Origin of the sequence: Kitasatospora sp. NPDC098663, assembly GCF_044760075.1 — a bacterium.
Lineage (GTDB): Bacteria > Actinomycetota > Actinomycetes > Streptomycetales > Streptomycetaceae > Kitasatospora.
The window spans coordinates 71,065-87,090 of record NZ_JBIWAP010000041.1 but is presented as its reverse complement, the minus strand read 5'-3'; the positions used below and the strand labels follow the sequence as shown (position 1 = coordinate 87,090).

At 72.0% G+C, this 16,026-nt stretch carries 15 protein-coding genes and 1 riboswitch; of the genes, 6 read left to right on the top strand and 9 right to left on the bottom strand.

The genetic code is table 11. The features are described from left to right. Positions 1-163 precede the first annotated feature (163 nt). A riboswitch (cyclic di-AMP (ydaO/yuaA leader) is annotated at positions 164-330 on the top strand. Positions 331-332: 2 nt separating this feature from the next. Next, positions 333-1,694, top strand: a complete 1,362-nt coding sequence (locus ACIQVZ_RS33325) for a hypothetical protein (RefSeq protein ID WP_402455146.1) — start codon at positions 333-335, stop codon at positions 1,692-1,694. 19 nt (positions 1,695-1,713) lie between these two features. Here ACIQVZ_RS33325 and ACIQVZ_RS33320 read toward each other — a convergent pair whose 3' ends face one another. Next, positions 1,714-2,334 carry a hypothetical protein gene (locus ACIQVZ_RS33320; protein ID WP_402455143.1) on the bottom strand — a complete coding sequence of 207 codons (621 nt, stop codon included), beginning with the start codon at positions 2,332-2,334 and terminating at the stop codon, positions 1,714-1,716. Between the two features lie 200 nt (positions 2,335-2,534). Then, positions 2,535-3,332 carry an IclR family transcriptional regulator gene (locus ACIQVZ_RS33315; RefSeq protein ID WP_350875313.1) on the bottom strand — a complete coding sequence of 266 codons (798 nt, stop codon included), beginning with the start codon at positions 3,330-3,332 and terminating at the stop codon, positions 2,535-2,537. A 188-nt stretch (positions 3,333-3,520) separates the two neighbouring features. Between ACIQVZ_RS33315 and aceB the strand changes: the two genes are divergently transcribed. Both aceB and ACIQVZ_RS33305 read left to right on the top strand, forming a co-directional pair. Then, positions 3,521-5,173: a malate synthase A gene (gene aceB / locus ACIQVZ_RS33310; RefSeq protein ID WP_402455141.1), complete on the top strand. Its 1,653-nt coding sequence runs from the start codon at positions 3,521-3,523 to the stop codon at positions 5,171-5,173. A 153-nt stretch (positions 5,174-5,326) separates the two neighbouring features. Beyond that, on the top strand, positions 5,327-5,713 hold the full coding sequence (locus ACIQVZ_RS33305) for a gamma-glutamylcyclotransferase (RefSeq protein ID WP_402455139.1): 387 nt from the start codon (positions 5,327-5,329) through the stop codon (positions 5,711-5,713). Between the two features lie 319 nt (positions 5,714-6,032). On the opposite strand, the gene ACIQVZ_RS33300 is transcribed toward ACIQVZ_RS33305, so the two are convergent. From ACIQVZ_RS33300 to ACIQVZ_RS33270, 7 genes are all read right to left on the bottom strand, one after another. Further along, complete coding sequence (locus ACIQVZ_RS33300; RefSeq protein ID WP_350875320.1) at positions 6,033-7,418, bottom strand: 8-oxoguanine deaminase; 1,386 nt, start codon at positions 7,416-7,418, stop codon at positions 6,033-6,035. 51 nt (positions 7,419-7,469) lie between these two features. Next, positions 7,470-8,933 (bottom strand): nucleobase:cation symporter-2 family protein, encoded by a 1,464-nt coding sequence (locus ACIQVZ_RS33295; protein ID WP_350875322.1) that lies wholly within the window; start codon positions 8,931-8,933, stop codon positions 7,470-7,472. A 274-nt stretch (positions 8,934-9,207) separates the two neighbouring features. Beyond that, on the bottom strand, positions 9,208-10,128 hold the full coding sequence (pucL, locus tag ACIQVZ_RS33290; RefSeq protein ID WP_350875324.1) for a factor-independent urate hydroxylase: 921 nt from the start codon (positions 10,126-10,128) through the stop codon (positions 9,208-9,210). A 32-nt stretch (positions 10,129-10,160) separates the two neighbouring features. After that, a complete protein-coding gene (uraH, locus tag ACIQVZ_RS33285; RefSeq protein ID WP_350875326.1) occupies positions 10,161-10,496 on the bottom strand; it encodes a hydroxyisourate hydrolase in 336 nt (111 codons plus the stop codon). 105 nt (positions 10,497-10,601) lie between these two features. Then, positions 10,602-11,105 (bottom strand): 2-oxo-4-hydroxy-4-carboxy-5-ureidoimidazoline decarboxylase, encoded by a 504-nt coding sequence (gene uraD / locus ACIQVZ_RS33280; RefSeq protein ID WP_350875328.1) that lies wholly within the window; start codon positions 11,103-11,105, stop codon positions 10,602-10,604. Between the two features lie 273 nt (positions 11,106-11,378). Then, a complete protein-coding gene (locus tag ACIQVZ_RS33275; protein WP_402455133.1) occupies positions 11,379-11,759 on the bottom strand; it encodes a helix-turn-helix domain-containing protein in 381 nt (126 codons plus the stop codon). Beyond that, positions 11,756-12,001, bottom strand: a complete 246-nt coding sequence (locus ACIQVZ_RS33270) for a thiamine-binding protein (RefSeq protein WP_079136014.1) — start codon at positions 11,999-12,001, stop codon at positions 11,756-11,758. Before ACIQVZ_RS33270 ends, ACIQVZ_RS33275 begins: the two co-directional genes overlap by 4 nt. A 272-nt stretch (positions 12,002-12,273) precedes the next feature. On the opposite strand from ACIQVZ_RS33270, the gene ACIQVZ_RS33265 reads away from it, so the two are divergent. The 3 genes from ACIQVZ_RS33265 (at position 12,274) to ACIQVZ_RS33255 (ending at position 15,784) form a co-directional block, all read left to right on the top strand. Next, complete coding sequence (locus ACIQVZ_RS33265) at positions 12,274-13,119, top strand: TIM barrel protein (protein ID WP_402455131.1); 846 nt, start codon at positions 12,274-12,276, stop codon at positions 13,117-13,119. Positions 13,120-13,284: 165 nt separating this feature from the next. Continuing rightward, complete coding sequence (locus ACIQVZ_RS33260) at positions 13,285-14,172, top strand: 2-hydroxy-3-oxopropionate reductase (protein WP_402455129.1); 888 nt, start codon at positions 13,285-13,287, stop codon at positions 14,170-14,172. A 469-nt stretch (positions 14,173-14,641) separates the two neighbouring features. Further along, the gene (locus ACIQVZ_RS33255; protein ID WP_350875336.1) at positions 14,642-15,784 is read left to right on the top strand and encodes a glycerate kinase; all 1,143 of its coding nucleotides are present in this window, start codon (positions 14,642-14,644) and stop codon (positions 15,782-15,784) included. The last annotated feature ends 242 nt before the right edge of the window (positions 15,785-16,026 follow it).

Genomic DNA, 16,026 nt, shown 5'->3' with positions numbered 1-16,026 from the left:
GGCGCCCCCGAAGAATGCCTGGACTGCGCCTGCGGCCTCTACCTCGACAGCCCGGCGACCTGACCCCTCCACGAACTTGCGCGGAGCAGCACTAGCCTGCAACCGTCGTCCGCCCTCGCGGACCCCCGCCGCCGGGACGCCGAGTCCTGTCCACCCGTCGGCCGGCAACCGAGCACCACAGCGGACGGGAGCGGGGGAACCAAGGTCAGCGCCCGGCCCGTACGCTCCCGCGTGCGGGCCGTGGCTAGGGGTGAAGCCGCTCCCACCGGCGGCCGGGCCACCTCAGCCCGAATCCGACAGCTCACCTCGCAGGCGTCGCAGAGGACACTGCCATGCACCAGCCTGCCCGGCGCCGCGCGCCGCGCCACGCCCGCCCCTCCCACCGGGGCCGCAACGCCGCCCTCGCCGTCACCGGAGCGCTCGCCGTCACCGGCGCCGGACTGCTCGGCCTGCCGGCCGTCTCCGGCGCCCAGGCAGCCGCCGCCCCGACTGTCACCCAGGACCGGCTCGCTCCGGCGACCATGGTCGCCAACCAGGCCGCCACCGCCTCGCTGACCCTCCACTCCCCGGCCTGCTTCACCGCGAGGACCGTCGGTGTGGGCGTCCGGAACGCGGCCGGAGCGAACCTCGACTTCCCGGGCAACGCCTCCAACGTGCAGATCTGCCCGAGCGGCCTGTCCTTCACCAGCGGCGCGCGCGCCCTGCCGGCCGGGACGTACACCCAGTTCGGCTTCTGGCAGGATCTCGGCGGGGCCTGGCACAACCTGGCCTCGCAGCAGCTGGTGGTCTCCAGCACCCCGGCGCCGACTCCTACCCCGACGCCGACCTCGACCCCGACGCCCACCGCGAAGCCGACCCCGACGGCGACCGCAACCCCGACGGCGACCGCAACCCCGACCCCCACCCCCACCCCCACCGCGAAGCCGACCCCGACGAGCAGCCCGAGCCCGACGAGCAGCCCGAGCGCCACCGCCAGCCCGTCGGCCGGCACCCCCGCCTCGCCGGTCGCCGGCAAGTCGCTGACCTGGTCCGACGAGTTCAACAGCCCGATCAGCTGGGGCTCGCGCTGGGTCGGCGACAAGAGCACCGCGTACAAGTACGGCAACCACAACCCGGACGACAACAAGCTCGACCTGCTGAACAAGAACAACGTCAGCGTCGCGAACGGGGTCGCCACCTTCACCGCCGCGCCCGGCACCACCACGCTGGAGAACGGCAAGCAGGCCTGGAACACCGGCTTCCTGACCACCGAGGGCTCCAGCGAGGGTTTCCAGGTCAGGACCGGCGACTACGCCGAGACCCGGGTCAAGCTGCCGTCCGGCTCCGGCGCCTGGCCGGCCTTCTGGACCTGGAAGAACGGCAACGGGGAGGTCGACTCCTTCGAGTACCACCCCGACAACCCGAATCTGCTGGAGCTGACCAACCACGTCAACCCCGGCAACCCCAAGTACTACACCGACGCGAGTGCCGTCGCGAAGGACCAGTGGGTGACCATCGGCACCTATTACGGCGCCACCTCGGTGGACTGGTACGTCAACGGCGCCAAGGTGTTCTCGGACGGCAAGGGCGTCGGCGCCAACTGGTCGGCGTACCTGATCCTCAACCTGTCGGTCGGCGCGGGGAAGTACCACCCGGCGCCGCAGGGCACCGCCCCGATCACCTTCGCCGCCGACTACGTCCGCGTGTACCGGTAGGGCCTTCGGGGATTCCGGGTCAGGAACCGGGAGCCGTCTCGACCACCGTGATGTCGAACGGCTGCCGGTTGTTCCCTTCGTCCGGGTCGTCCACGCCGCGCACCGCGACCGAGCCGCCGGTGAGCTTGCCGATCGGCAGGTCCGGGGAGAGGCGCACCGGTACCAGCGCGGTCGCGCTGCGCAGCGGGGGCAGTCCGGCCGGGAAGACGCAGCGCACCTGGCGGCCGTTGAGCCGCACCTCGCAGTCCTCCGGGAAGTACGGGCCCTCGGGGGAGACCCCGGGGGGCAGCGTGACCAGCACGGTGAACGGTGCGGCGGTGGTGTCCGGGCCGTGGTTGGCGATGAAGGCGTGGATGGTGGTGGTGCCGCCGGGCGGGGCGGCGTCCGGGTCGAGCCGGACCACCTCCAGATCGGAGCGGGACGCCGCGGGGGCTGCCGTGTCCACCGCCGACCGGGGCTCGGGCCGCCGCAGCGCCCAGGACGGGCCGGCGGTCAGCGTCGCCACCGAGCAGCCGGCCGCCATCGCGGCGACGAGCGGGGCCGCGCGGAATCCGCAGAGCCTGTTGCCCTGCCCGGACCAGCCCTGCCGGGACCCGCTCTGCCCGGACCCGCCCCGCATCATCGAACGCCCGTACGTCATCGTTGTCCACCCTGTCCCGGGGCCCGGCCGCCCGCGCCGTTGCGGGCCGCGTCCGCACCAGGGTGGCGGAGCCTGCGCCGGGGGCCGGTGCAACCCGCTCGGCGTCCGCCCGAACGGGCGAGCGCACGCACGGGAAGTCGACCGGAGGACTCTGCCGGCGAGATCGACTTCCCGTGCGCGAAGCGGGCGGTGGCGGCGGGTCAGGGGGCGAGGACCTGCCCCAGCCGGGTCGCGATGTGGTGCATCACCGGCACCAGCGAGGACGTGCCGGCCTGCTCCTCCAGGGCCCGGATGCGAGCCTCCGGGCCGGACACCGACAGGGCGGTGGGCGTCGGCGCGCCCGGTACGGCGAGCGCGATGCAGCGGACGCCGATCTCCTGCTCCTGGTCGTCGACCACGTAGCCGCGCTCGCGCGCCTCGGCGAGCTGGTGCAGCAGCTCCTGCGGGTCGGTGACGGTGTACTCGGTGTGCGCGGGCAGCGGGTTGGGGCCCAGGATGGCGCGTGCCTCGTCCTCGGGGAGCTGGGCGAGCAGCGCCTTGCCGACGCCGGTGCAGTGCGGTTGCACCCGTCGGCCGACCTCGGTGAACATCCGCATCGAGCGCCGCGACTGCACCTGCCCGACGTACACCACCTCGCCGCCCTCCAGCACCGCCAGGTTGGCGGTCTCGCCGGTGGCCTCCATGAGTTCGGCCAGGTAGGGGCGGGCCCAGCTGCCGAGCAGCCGGCCGGCCGTCTCGCCGAGGCGGATCAGCCGGGGGCCGAGGGTGTAGCGACGCGCGGTGTCCTGGCGTACATAGCCCTGCTGGACGAGGGTACGAACCAGGCGGTGGATGGTCGGCATCGGCAGGCCGGAGCTGGCGGAGAGCTCGCTGAGGGTGGCCACGCCGCCGGAGTCGGCCAGCGCCTCCAGGAGTTGGAAGGCGCGCTCGACGGACTGCACGCCGCCGGTCGCGCGGTCCGTGCTGGTCGTCGGTGCTGTGTCGGGGGTCGAAACCACCGGCGTTCCCTTCGCTGTCGGGGAGGAGTAGAGTCCCGGCGATCACATCAACAAACCGTTGAAATTCTGTATCGCGGAAACTAGTCTCCACCTTACAGAATCGAACTCGCCGACAGGCGGGTTCCGATCAAGGAAGTTCCCACCGGAGCTCCCTCCGCCAGGCTCAACCGCTTAGGAGTGTCCTGCCCATGGCTACAGAACAGGGACCCGTCGGCGCCTCCCCCGCTGCTCCGGTCGTCACTGTCGCCGGTCCGCGCGTTCACCGGGCGGAGGAGGTGCTCACTCCGGAGGCGGTCGCCTTCGTCGTCGGCCTCCATCGCGCTTTCGAAGGGCGGCGACAGGAGCTCCTGGCCGGGCGGAAGGCCCGCCGGGCGGAGATCGCCAGGGCCGGCACGCTGGACTTCCTCCCCGACACCGCCGACATCCGGGCCGGCGACTGGAAGGTCGCCGAGGCGCCCCGCGCGCTCCAGGACCGCCGCGTCGAGATCACCGGTCCCACCGACCGCAAGATGGTCATCAACGCCCTCAACTCCGGCGCGCGGATCTGGCTCGCCGACTTCGAGGACGCCACCTCCCCGACCTGGGAGAACGTGGTCGGCGGCCAGATCAACCTGATCGACGCCTTCGAGGGCCGGATCGACTTCACCACCTCCGCCGGAAAGGCGTACGCCCTCAAGCCCGCCGCCGAACTCGCCACCGTCGTGGTCCGCCCGCGCGGCTGGCACCTGGACGAGAACCACCTGCTCGTCGACGGCACCCCGGTCGCCGGAGCCTTCCTCGACTTCGGCCTGTACTTCTTCCACAACGCCGCCCGGCTGCTCGCCAAGGGCGCCGAGGACCCCAACTCCGGCCCGTACTTCTACCTGCCGAAGACCGAGAGCCACCTCGAAGCCAGGCTCTGGAACGACGTGTTCACCCACGCCCAGGCCGCGCTCGGCATCCCGCACGGCACCGTCCGCGCCACCGTGCTGATCGAGACCATCACCGCCGCGTTCGAGATGGACGAGATCCTCTACGAGCTGCGCGACCACGCGGCCGGCCTCAACGCCGGGCGCTGGGACTACCTGTTCTCGATCGTCAAGAACTTCCGCGACGCCGGCGAGCAGTACGTCCTGCCGGACCGCAACAGCGTCACCATGGCCTCGCCGTTCATGGCCGCGTACACCCGCCTGCTGGTGCAGACCTGCCACAAGCGCGGCGCCCACGCGATCGGCGGCATGGCCGCGTTCATTCCCAGCCGCAGGGACCCGGAGGTCAACGCCGCCGCCCTGGAGAAGGTCAAGGCGGACAAGGACCGCGAGGCCGGCAACGGCTTCGACGGCTCCTGGGTCGCCCACCCGGACCTGGTTCCGGTCGCCCGCGCCTCCTTCGACGCGGTGCTCGGCGAGCGCCCCCACCAGAAGGACCACCCCGGGCCCTCCGAGCCGGTCACCGCGACCCAGCTGCTCGACATCGCCGGCGCCGGCGGCACCTGCACCCACGCGGGGCTGCACAACGCCGTCCAGGTCGGTATCCGCTACATCGAGGCCTGGCTGCGCGGCCTCGGCGCGGTCGGCATCTTCAACATGATGGAGGACGCCGCCACCGCGGAGATCTCCCGCTCGCAGATCTGGCAGTGGATCCACAACGGCGTCGTCCTGTCCGACACCGGCGAGAAGGCCACCGCGGACCTCGTCCGCGCCCTGGTCGCCGCGGAGTTGGCCGAACTCCTGGCCGAGCTGGGTGCGGACGCGTACGCCGGCGGCCGCTGGCGCGAGGCCGCCCAGCTCTTCGAACAGGTTGCCCTGGCCGAGGAGTTCGCGGACTTCCTGACCCTCCCCGCGCTTCCCCTGCTGGGCTGAGACCCAATCCATCCGCCGGTGCCGCCGCTGCCGCCTGCCAGGCTGTAGCAGTCCCACCGGCCCATTGCTCCGTTCCGTACGGCGACGATTCCACCTGTCCTCCCGTCGCCGTACGGAACGGCCTTTTCCCGGTACCCGGTAAGGAGTTCAACCGTGCCCCGCATCTTCTTCAACGGCCAGGCCATGGTCGGCGGACCGTTCCACGCCAAGGTCGCCGACTCGCTGGTCGGCCCGGCCCGGACGGCCCCCGGCTACCGCTTCTTCTCGATCGACGACGTCTGCCCGGGCCTGCTCGCCGATCCGACGGTCGACACCGCCATCGAGGGCGAGCTCTACGACATCACCCTGGAGCACCTGCGCGACGTCATCCTCCCCGGCGAGCCGCGGGAGTTGGAGCTCGGTGTCATCAAGCTCGACGACGGATCCGCCTGCCTGTCGATGCTGCTCGCCCGCGGCGAGGTGGAGCGGGGGGTGCACCGCGAGATCACCCACCACGGCGGCTGGCGCGCGTACCTCGGCTCGCTCGGGCGTACCGCCTGAGTCCGGGCCCGTAGCGGCGGACGCACCACAGCGGACGGATCGCGGCGAACGGATCACAGCAAGCGCATCACGGCGAACAGATGTCAAAGAACAGATTTCAGCGAACAGATAACAGATGACAACTTTCGTCATCTGTTATCTGTTCGCTGTCACCTGTCACCTGTCACCCGCCCCCGGGCACGCCGCAGCCCCGGACCCTCGCCGTGGGTCCGGGGCTGGCGGTCCGCGCGCCGGCCGGGAAGGCCGGGTTGCGGAGTCCGGGTCACGCACCGTCCCTGGGCGGCCCGGAGTTCAGGGGGTGGAAGGGGAGCAGCGGGCGTCAGAGCGGCCGGGCGGCGAGCTCCTTGGCGGCGCGGGCGCAGGCGCGGGCGATCCGGTCCTCGTTGACGGTGGTCAGCTGGCCCTTCTCGACGACGGCGTTGCCGTTGACGAACAGCACGGCCAGCGGCGGCAGGGCGCCGAAGGTGAGGGCGGCGACCGGGTCGGCGATGGAGGAGTGAAGGACGCCGTCGATCTTCCACAGCGCGAGGTCGGCGAGCTTGCCGGCCTCGATCGAGCCGATCTCGTCCTGGCGGCCGAGCACCCGGGCGCCGCCCATGGTGCCCAGCCGCAGCGCCTGGCGGCCGGTGAGGGCGGTCGGGGAGCCGTGCAGACGGTTGATCAGCAGGGCGTTGCGCAGCTCGGTGCCGAGTTCGCCGGACTCGTTGGAGGCGGTGCCGTCGACGCCGAGGCCGACCGGGACGCCGGCCCTGAGCATGTCGGGGACGCGGGCGATCCCGGCGGCCAACCGGGCGTTGGAGGAGGGGCAGTGGGCCACGCCGGTGCCGGTCTCGGCGAACTTGGCGATGTCGGAGTCGTTCATGTGGACGCAGTGCGCCATCCAGACGTCCTCGCCGAGCCAGCCGACGGACTCGAAGTAGTCGGTCGGGCCCATGCCGAACAGTTCCTTGCAGAACTGCTCCTCCTCGGCGGTCTCCGAGCCGTGGGTGTGCAGCCGGACGCCCTTGCGGCGGGCGAGTTCGGCGGACTGGCGGAGCAGGTCGGTGGAGACCGAGAACGGCGAGCAGGGCGCGATGGCGACGTGCAGCATCGAGCCGAAGGAGGAGTCGTGGTACGTGTCCACGGCGGCCTCGGAGGCGGTGAGGATGTCGTCGAGCTCCTCGACCGCGTGGTCCGGCGGGAGGCCGCCGTCCTTCTTGCTGCGGTCCATGGAGCCGCGCAGCGCGGTGAACCGCAGGCCGAGCTCCCGGACGGCCTCGATGGAGGCGCCGAGGACGTCGCCGCCGTCCTTGGGGAAGACGTAGTGGTGGTCGGAGGCGGTGGTGCAGCCGGACTTGAGGAGGGCGGCGGCGGAGCCCTGGCTGGCGGCGTGGACGAGCTTCTCGTCGATCCGGGCCCAGGTCGGGTAGAGAGCGACGAGCCAGTCGAACAGGATGTCGTTCTGGGCGAGGCCGCGGGTGATCCACTGGTAGAAGTGGTGGTGGGTGTTGACCAGGCCGGGGGTGATCAGGTGGCCCTCGCCGTTGATCCGGCGCACCACGTTGTCCAGCCACTGCGGGGCGGGTCCGTCGCCGACCGACTCGATCGTGTTGCCGAGGATGACCACGTGGCCGCGGGCGTACTCGGTGTCGTCGGCGTCGACGGTGGCGATCGCGACGTTCTCGATGACGATCCGCTGGTCGGCGGGTGGGGGCTGGACTGCCATGGTGTCACTCCTATGGGGGGCCGGGAGGGGCGTGCGCCCCTCCCGGGCCGGTCAGGACGGTGTCGCCGTCGGCACCGTCGCGCCGGAGGTCTGGCCGGATCCGGTCCGGCGGGCGGCTCCGACGTGGTGGAAGAGCAGGTTGAGCAGGACGGCCATCACGCAGCCGACCGAGATCCCGGAGTGCATCAGGGTCCGGACGGCCTCCGGGAAGGAGTCGTAGAAGGTCGGCGCCGCGATGGGGATGATGCCGACGCCGAGCGACACGGACACCAGGATGGTGTTCGAGCTGGACTCCATCCCAGCCTCCGCGAGGGTGCGGATGCCACTCGCCGCGACGGTGCCGAAGAGCACGATTCCGGCGCCGCCCAGGACGGGCTGCGGTACCAGGGAGACGAGCGACCCGAGCACGGGGAAGAGCCCGAGCAGGATCAGGATGCCGCCGCCGGCCGCGACCACGAAGCGGCTGCGGATCTTGGTCAGCGCCACCAGCCCGATGTTCTGGGCGAAGGCGCTGGCGGCGAAGCCGTTGAAGACGGGGCTGAGCGCGGTGGCCAGTCCGTCGGCCCGGAGGCCGGCGGCGAGCGTGGGTTCGTCGGCCTCGCGCTCGACGATCTTGCCCAGGGCGAGCATGTCGGCGGTGGACTCGGTCATGGCGACCACCATGACGATGCACATCGAGACGATCGCGGCGGCGTCGAAGACGGGCGCGCCGAAGTGGAACGGGGAGGGGAGCGCGAAGATCTTCGCGTCCTTGACCGCGCCGAAGTCGGCCAGGCCCAGCGGGAAGGCGATCAGGGTGCCGAGCGCCAGGCCGATGAGCAACGAGAGCTGCTGCCAGAAGCCGCGCAGCAGCCGGTTGCAGAGCACTACCGCGACGAGGGTGATCGCGGCGAGCCCGACGGCCCGCATGGAGCCGTATCCGGGGGCGCCCGGCGAGCCGCCGCGCGCCCAGTTGACCGCCACCGGAAGCAGGGACACCCCGATGAGGGTGATCACGGTGCCCTGGACGACCGGGGGGAAGAACCGGATGAGCTTGCAGAAGTACGGTGCCGCGAGGAAGCACAGGATCCCCGCGACGATCACCGCTCCGAAGATCACCGGGAGGGCGTCCTTCGGGCTGTGCTCCTTGGCTATGGCGATCATGGGCGCGACTCCCGCGAAGGAGACGCCGTTGACGAACGGCAGTCGCGCGCCGATCTTCCAGATGCCGAGGGTCTGGAGCAGGGTGGCCAGTCCGGCGGTGAACAGGCTGGCCGAGATGAGCAGGGCGAGTTCGGCGGGGGAGAGCCCGACGCCGGCGCCGACGATGAGCGGGGGTGCGACGACTCCCGCGTACATCGCGGCGACGTGCTGGAGTCCGGTGGAGAAGAGCTTCACCGGGGGCAGCAACTCGTCCACGGGGTGGGTTCCGGGCCCGGACGGCTCACCGGGCAGGTGTGCCGACGTGCCGTCCGGGCCAGGGGTTCTTTCCGGGGTGGAACCGCCGTCTTTACTGCTGGTGTCGCTGGGTGCCATGTCGAGCCCCTCTTGTGCCCGTGACTCCCGGCGCGCCCGCGGCGCTGGAGGTGCCCCGAGGGCGGGACGGCGGTGCAGGAATCCCTCGGGGCGCTTCTCCAGTGCCCCGGGCCGGCCGCCGCGAGGCAGACACGAACTCCGGTGGGTGGGGGTGGAGAAACTGGTGGAACGGGTGGTGCCGGTGGTGCGGGTACTGCTGTCCGCCCGGACGCGGCCGGCGTTCGGGGGCCGGCGGGTGCGGCGATTCCGGGCGGTGCCCATTGGGGTGGGGCGGTCAGGCGACGGGGATGACCGGGACGACGCCCTCGCGGTGCACGGTGCCCTCGATGAGGCCGTACATCCGGTCGGCGGCGTAGTAGACCTCGTTGTCGTTCTTGAGGCCGAAGGGCTCCAGGTCGACGAGGAAGTGGTGCTTGTTGGGCAGTTCGAGGCGGACTTCGTCCACCTCGGCGCGGTTGTTGAGGACCCGGGTGCCCATCGAGTGCAGGGTCTGCTGCAGCGAGTAGGAGTAGGTCTCGGCGAAGGCCTCCAGCAGGTGCCGCCGCACGTGGGTGTAGGAGCGGTTCCAGTTGGGCTGGGCCTCGCCGTCCCGGCCGTCGTAGCCGTACTTCCAGCGGGCGGTGACCTGGGTGGCGAGGATGCGGTCGTACGCCTCCTGCAAGGTGGTGTACTTGTCCTTGATGTAGCCCCAGAACTCCGAGTTGGTGGAGTTCATGACGACGAGGTCCTTGAGGCCGGAGATGACCTGGACGGTCTCGCCGTCGTAGACGATCTCGGTGGTGCGGGTCTCCTGGCCGTTGCGGACGAAGGAGTGGCCGACCTCCTCCGAGCCGATGAAGCGGGCCGAGTTGTCCGGCGTCTTGATCCGGTCCCAGGCGTACTCCTCGATCCGGATCCGGGCGCTGTGCACGACGCCGCGCTCGGTGTCGTCGACGAAGTGGCGGGCCAGGATGATGCCGAAGGCCTCGGCCGACTCGATCCCGTGCTCCTTGGCGAAGGCGTACACGGTGTTCTTGGTGGTGTCGGTGGGGAGGCAGTTGGCGTTCGACCCGGTGAGGTGGACGTCCTCGAACTCGCCCCGGAGGGAGACCGAGACGTTCAGGTCCTTGATCTCGTGCCGGGTGGAGTCGCGGTAGACCCGCACGATGCGGTTCTCCGCCTTGCCGTACTGGTTCTGACCGAGCACGTGGGCCATGACGTGGCTCCTAGGGCTTCCAGGTCGGTCTACTAGCTTCCGCGGTAGACCGAGTATCCGAACGGGTTGAGCAGCAGCGGCACGTGGTAGTGGTGCTGCGCGGGCGCGACCGTGAAGACGATCGAGACCTCGGGGAAGAACGGCGGCTCCGCGGACTTGAGCGCGTGGTAGGCGCGGGTGTCGAAGAGCAGCCGGACGACCGAGCCCGCCTCCACGGCCGGCAGGTCCTTGACCCGGCCGTCGGAGTCCGTGGCGGAGGTGCCGAGCACCTGCCAGCCACCCTCGGTGTGCAGTGCGAGCTCGACCGGGACGCCCTCGGCCGGGAGGCCGAGGCTGGTGTCGAGCACGTGGGTGGAGATGCCAGTCATGGGTGAAGTGACCTTACTGATGGCAGAAGTGATCATTCGTCAACAAATGCTGATGATCCGTCAGGATATGTCCACCGGGGCCCGCCAGGGCCCGTCGCGGCTCCGTCAGGATGCGTCGAGCAGGCGGTTGAGCCGAATGTCGTTGATCTTGCGCAGTTCGCCCCGGACGATCTCCGCCTCGGTGGCGGCGTCGTTGGGGTGGCGCTCGCGCAGGGCGGCGAGCATGGTGGCCGCGGTGCGGCCGGTCGCGCAGATCAGGAACACGTGGCCGAACTTGGCCTCGTAGGCGGCGTTGGCCTCGTGCAGTTCGTCGAGGAGGGCTCGGTCCACGCCCCGGATTCCGGCCTGCTCCCGCTGCGAGGTGGCGTCGCCGGTCTTGGGCTTGCCGATCCGGGCGTGGCCGGCCATCGCGTCGTGCAGGTCGGCGACCGTCAGCCCGGCCATGGCCGCCGCGTTGGCGGTGAGCAGGGACTCCCGGTCGGACCAGGGCCTGGCCCGCGCGACGTCGGCGGCCCAGTGGGGGCTGGAGCAGACCTCCAGCAGAACGGCTTCCAGGTCCGCGGCGTCGGCCGCGGCCAGGGCGTCAAGGGTGTGGGGGTGGTTGGTCACGGGTGGACCTCCTGAAGAGTGGTGCCACCCGCACAAGCTAGATCCACCCCACCCGGCCGTCAACACTTTGTTGAACGGTTGGTGGTTACGTTTTGAACCGGCCGCCGTTGTCGGCGCGATTCGTGTGCGATTCGCCAAGTGCGCCCCGCCGGGGGCTGGTTCGGACCGGCCGTGCCGGCGGGGTCCGTCCGTTCGGAAGGTTTCCGCCAGAAGGAAGTCCTGGCGGAATCGACCGAGGAGACAGCCGGGGGGTCGACCCGGGGGCGACCGGGGTCAGGAGGGCTTCGAGCCGTCCTGGCGGTTGAGGTAGTTGTACACCGTGAACCGGCTGACGCCGAGCGCCGAGGCGACCGTCTCGACCCCGTGGCGGACGGTGAAGGCGCCGCGCTCCTCCAGGAGGGCGACGACCCGCTGCTTCTCCCCGCGGTCCAGTTCGGCCAGCGGGCGGCCGTCGAACTGGCGGGCCATCTCGGCCAGCAGCCGGTCCAGGGCGCTGCTGAGGTGCGGCAGCCGGACGGCGAGCGCCGGGGTGCCCTCCCACTCCAGGACGACGTCCTCGGGCTTCGCCTCGTCCAGTTGGACGGGCGTCGCGCCGACGGCGTCGAGCAGCGGCTTGATCGCCAGGGCGAGCGGGTGTTCCACGTGCCCGGTCACGGCGTACCGCCCTCCTCGCCGAGCACGCTGACCTGGACCGAGATCCGGGTCGCACCCGCGGTCAGGGTTTCCCGGAGCAGCTTGGTCACCGCGGCGAGCACCTGGTCGGCCTCGCCCTCGGCGCCGGTCCCGAAGGGGCCGACCGAGACGGCCAGGCCGGCCTCGTCGACGACCTGGCGGGCCGCCGCGGCGTGCTCGGGGAACGTGTCCAGTTCGAACGGTTCTGTCGTGAACTCCACCATCAATCGCACGTGCTCACTGTAGCGAGCGCCGGTGCGGGCGGGCAGGGTCGGTCGATCCGCCGGTCGCGGCGCCGGTGGGAGGGGGGTTCCGGGCTCACGGCCGGGCTCACGGCCGGGCTCACGGCCGGGCTCACGGCCGGGCTCACCTCCGGGCTTCTTCAACAAAATGTTGCGGCGGTCTTGACACCTGCTCGCCGAGCCGGAGATGCTTCCACCAAGCAGAATCCCTCTTCCGGATCGTGGAAGTTGCGGATCTCGGTAGCGAGTGAGAGGTGAGTGACGTGACGGCCGCTTCCCGGCACAGCTTCACGGTCAACCTGTCGATCCTGTTCGGCGAACTGCCGCTGCTGGAGCGTCCCGCCGCGGCCGCGGCCGCCGGTTTCACCGCCGCCGAGCTGTGGTGGCCCTTCGGCGCCGAGCCCACCCCGTCCGAGGCCGAGCTGGACACCCTCCGCAAGGCCTTCGGCGACGCGGGCGTGCGGCTCACCGGCCTCAACTTCCTGGACGACCTCACCCTCGGGGCCCGCGGCACCGTCTCGGTGCCCAGCGAGAAGGACCGCTTCCGGGCCAACGTCCCGGTCGCCGCGGGGCTTGCCGCCTCGCTCGGCGCCAAGGCGCTCAACGCGCTGTACGGCAACCGGATCGAAGGCGTCGAGGCCGCCGAGCAGGACGCCCTCGCGCTGGAGAACCTGGTGCTCGCCGCCGGGGCCGCGCACGAGATCGGCGCGATCCTGCTGATCGAGGCCCTCAACACGGCGGAGTCCCCGGACTACCCGCTGGTCTCCGCGGCCGCCGCGGTCGAGGTGGTCGACAAGGTCAACGCCGCCACCGGCCTGGGCAACGCGAAGTTCCTCTGCGACCTCTACCACCTGGCCAGGAACGGCGAGGACCTGCCGGCCGTCATCGACGCCTACGCCGACCGGTTCGGCCACGTGCAGATCGCCGACAACCCGGGCCGCAACGAGCCCGGTACCGGCGGGCTGGACTTCGAGGACCTCTTCGCCCGGCTCACCGCCGCCGGCTACGCCGGCCCGATCGGCCTGGAGTACCGCCCCTCCACCGGCGTCAGCGCCGACAGCTTCGGGTGGCTGCCGCGCGAGCACCGCGCCGCCGAGTAGCCGCCGAGTAGCCGTCGAACAGTCGTCGAGTAGCCGCTGAGCAGGCGCCGAGCACCCGTCGAGCGGGCGGGCCCTGCGCTGCCCCTGAGCGGGCGGGCCGCACGCCGCCGGGCAAGCCCGGCCCACCACCCTCCCCACCCCACGAACGACGTAAGGAACGACGCGATGAGCCGCAAGATCGCCTTCATCGGCCTCGGCATCATGGGCAGCCCGATGGCCGCCAACCTGGTCAAGGCCGGCCACCACGTCACCGGCTACAACCTCACCCAGCCGCAGATCGACGCCCTGGTCGCGGCCGGCGGTCACGGCGCCACCAGCATCGCGGACGCGGTGAAGGACGCCGAGGTCGTCATCACCATGGTCCCGGCCGACCCGCACGTCGAGCAGGCCATCCTGGGCGAGGGCGGGGTGCTGGAGAACGCCAGGCCCGGCACCCTCGTGATCGACATGTCCTCGATCACCCCGCAGACCTCCCAGAAGGTCGAGGCGGCCGCCAAGGAGAAGGGCGTGCGCACCCTGGACGCCCCGGTCTCCGGTGGCGAGGCCGGGGCCGTCGAGGCGGTGCTGTCGATCATGGTCGGTGGCGCCGCCGAGGACTTCGCCGAGGCCAAGCCGCTGTTCGACGTCCTGGGCACCACGGTCATCCACGTCGGGCCGTCCGGTGCCGGCCAGACCGTCAAGGCCGCCAACCAGCTGATCGTCGCCGTCAACATCCAGGTGCTCGCCGAGGCCGTGGTGTTCCTGGAGAACGCCGGCGTCGACCTGCCCGCCGCGCTGGACGTGCTCGGCGGCGGCCTGGCCGGTTCGACCGTGCTGAACCGCAAGAAGGCGAACATGGTCGACCGCGAGTTCGCCCCCGGCTTCCGGATCGACCTGCACCACAAGGACATGGGCATCGTCACCGACGCCGCCCGCGCCGTGGGCGCCGCGCTGCCGGTCGGCGCCGTGGTGGCCCAGCTGGTCGCCTCCGCCCGCGCCAACGGCGACGGCTCGCTCGACCACTCGGCGCTGCTGCGCGGCGTCGAGCGCCTCTCGGGCCGCGAGGTCAAGTAGGCCCCGGGGCCTCTCGGGCCCCCCTGTGAACTCCTCCTGGTGGCGTGTACCTCATCCGGTCGTGCCCGCGCCACCAGGGGGCCAGACCCGACCGGCGGTCGGGCCGGGGCTCATCCGCCCGCCCGCCGGTCGATCCAGCCGGTGATGCGTACTCCCCTGCCGGGGGCACTTCGGTCGTGCCGGTACGCCTCGCCTGGCCCCCTCCCCGCCGAGGGGAGCCTCTCGTACGTCGGAAGCGGGACGAGGGGAACGGCGGGGAGGGGGCCGCACCTCCCGCCGGGAGCGCACCCTCCCGGCGGGGGCGGACCCTCGCGACGGCGGGCTGACCCCCGCGACGACGGGCGGACCCCCGCGACGACGGGCGGGCGAATCTCCTGACAGGGGGTCGCATCCCCGGAGCACCCGGGCTCATGCTTGGCACAGGCTGTCGAAACATCGCCAGACCCCGTACGGAAGTGAGGACCGCACCATGCCCGTCACCCCCCACCAGGGCCATGTGGTCGTAGCTCCCGACAAGTTCAAGGGCACCCTGGAGGGCGCCGAGGTCGCCGCCCGGATCGCCGCCGGCGTCCGGCGCGCCGCGCCCGGCGTCGAGGTGCGCGAACTGCCCGTCGCCGACGGCGGCGAGGGCACCCTGGCCGCCGCGCTCGCGGCCGGCTTCACCCGCGTCCCGGCCAAGGTGGCCGGGCCGACCGGCCTGCCGGTGGACGCCGCGCTGGCCGTGCGGGGCGACACCGCCGTGGTCGAGCTGGCGCAGTCCTCCGGTCTCGCCCGGCTCCCCGGCGGCCGCACCGCCCCGCTCGCGGCCGGCTCCTACGGCGTCGGCCAGCTGATCGGCCGGGCCGTGGCGCTCGGCGCCAAGCGGATCGTGCTCGGCCTCGGCGGCAGCGCCTGCACCGACGGCGGCGCGGGCATGGTCCAGGCGCTCGGGGCCCGCCTGCGCGACGCCGACGGCGCCGAACTGCCCCCCGGCGGAGCGGCGTTGCGCAGGCTCGACCGGATCGAGCCCGGCCCGCTGGCCGACGTGCTGGCCGGCGTCGAGATCGTCGTGGCCTGCGACGTGGACAACCCGCTGCTCGGCCCGCGCGGCGCCACCGCCGTCTACGGCCCGCAGAAGGGCGCCGACGGCGACGACCTGGTGGTCCTGGAGGAGGGCCTGACCCGCTTCGCCGACCAGGTCGCCCTGGCCACCGGACGGGACGTGCGCGACGCCCCCGGTGCCGGGGCCGCCGGCGGGGTGGGTTTCGCCGCCCTCGCGCTGCTCGGCGCCACCATGCGACCCGGTATCGAGCTGCTGCTCGAACTGCTGGGTTTCGACGAGGCCGTGCGTGGGGCACGCCTCGTCGTGACCGGCGAGGGCTGTCTGGACGCGCAGACGCTCCACGGCAAGGCCCCCGCCGGCGTTGCCTCGGCGGCCGCCCGGGCGGGGGTTCGGGTGGCCGCCGTGGCGGGGCGGCTGGAGCTGTCCGAGCCCGAGTGGCGGGCCGCCGGGTTCACCGCCGCGATCGCCCTCACCGACCTCGCGGAGCAGCCGGGGGACAGCATGACCAAGGCCGGTGAGCTGGCCGAGGTGGCGGGGGAGCGGCTGGCGGGCGAGCTGCTGTCCGGCTGATCCTCCGCGCCGACCCGCCGTACCCGTTCCCGCATGCCGATGGGCCGGGCGGATCCCCCGTGCCGACGGGGTGCGCGGATCCCCCGTGTGTTCGCCTCGTACGTTCCTCCATTGACGTTTTGTTGAAGGCGGGCCTAGGCTCCCGGCAATCCTTCGCTTCCCCGCCCGGTTCGCTGCCGGTTCCCTGCCGGTCCGCCTCCCGGTTCCCGCCCGGCGCCCACCCCCAACTTCCAGGTTTCGGA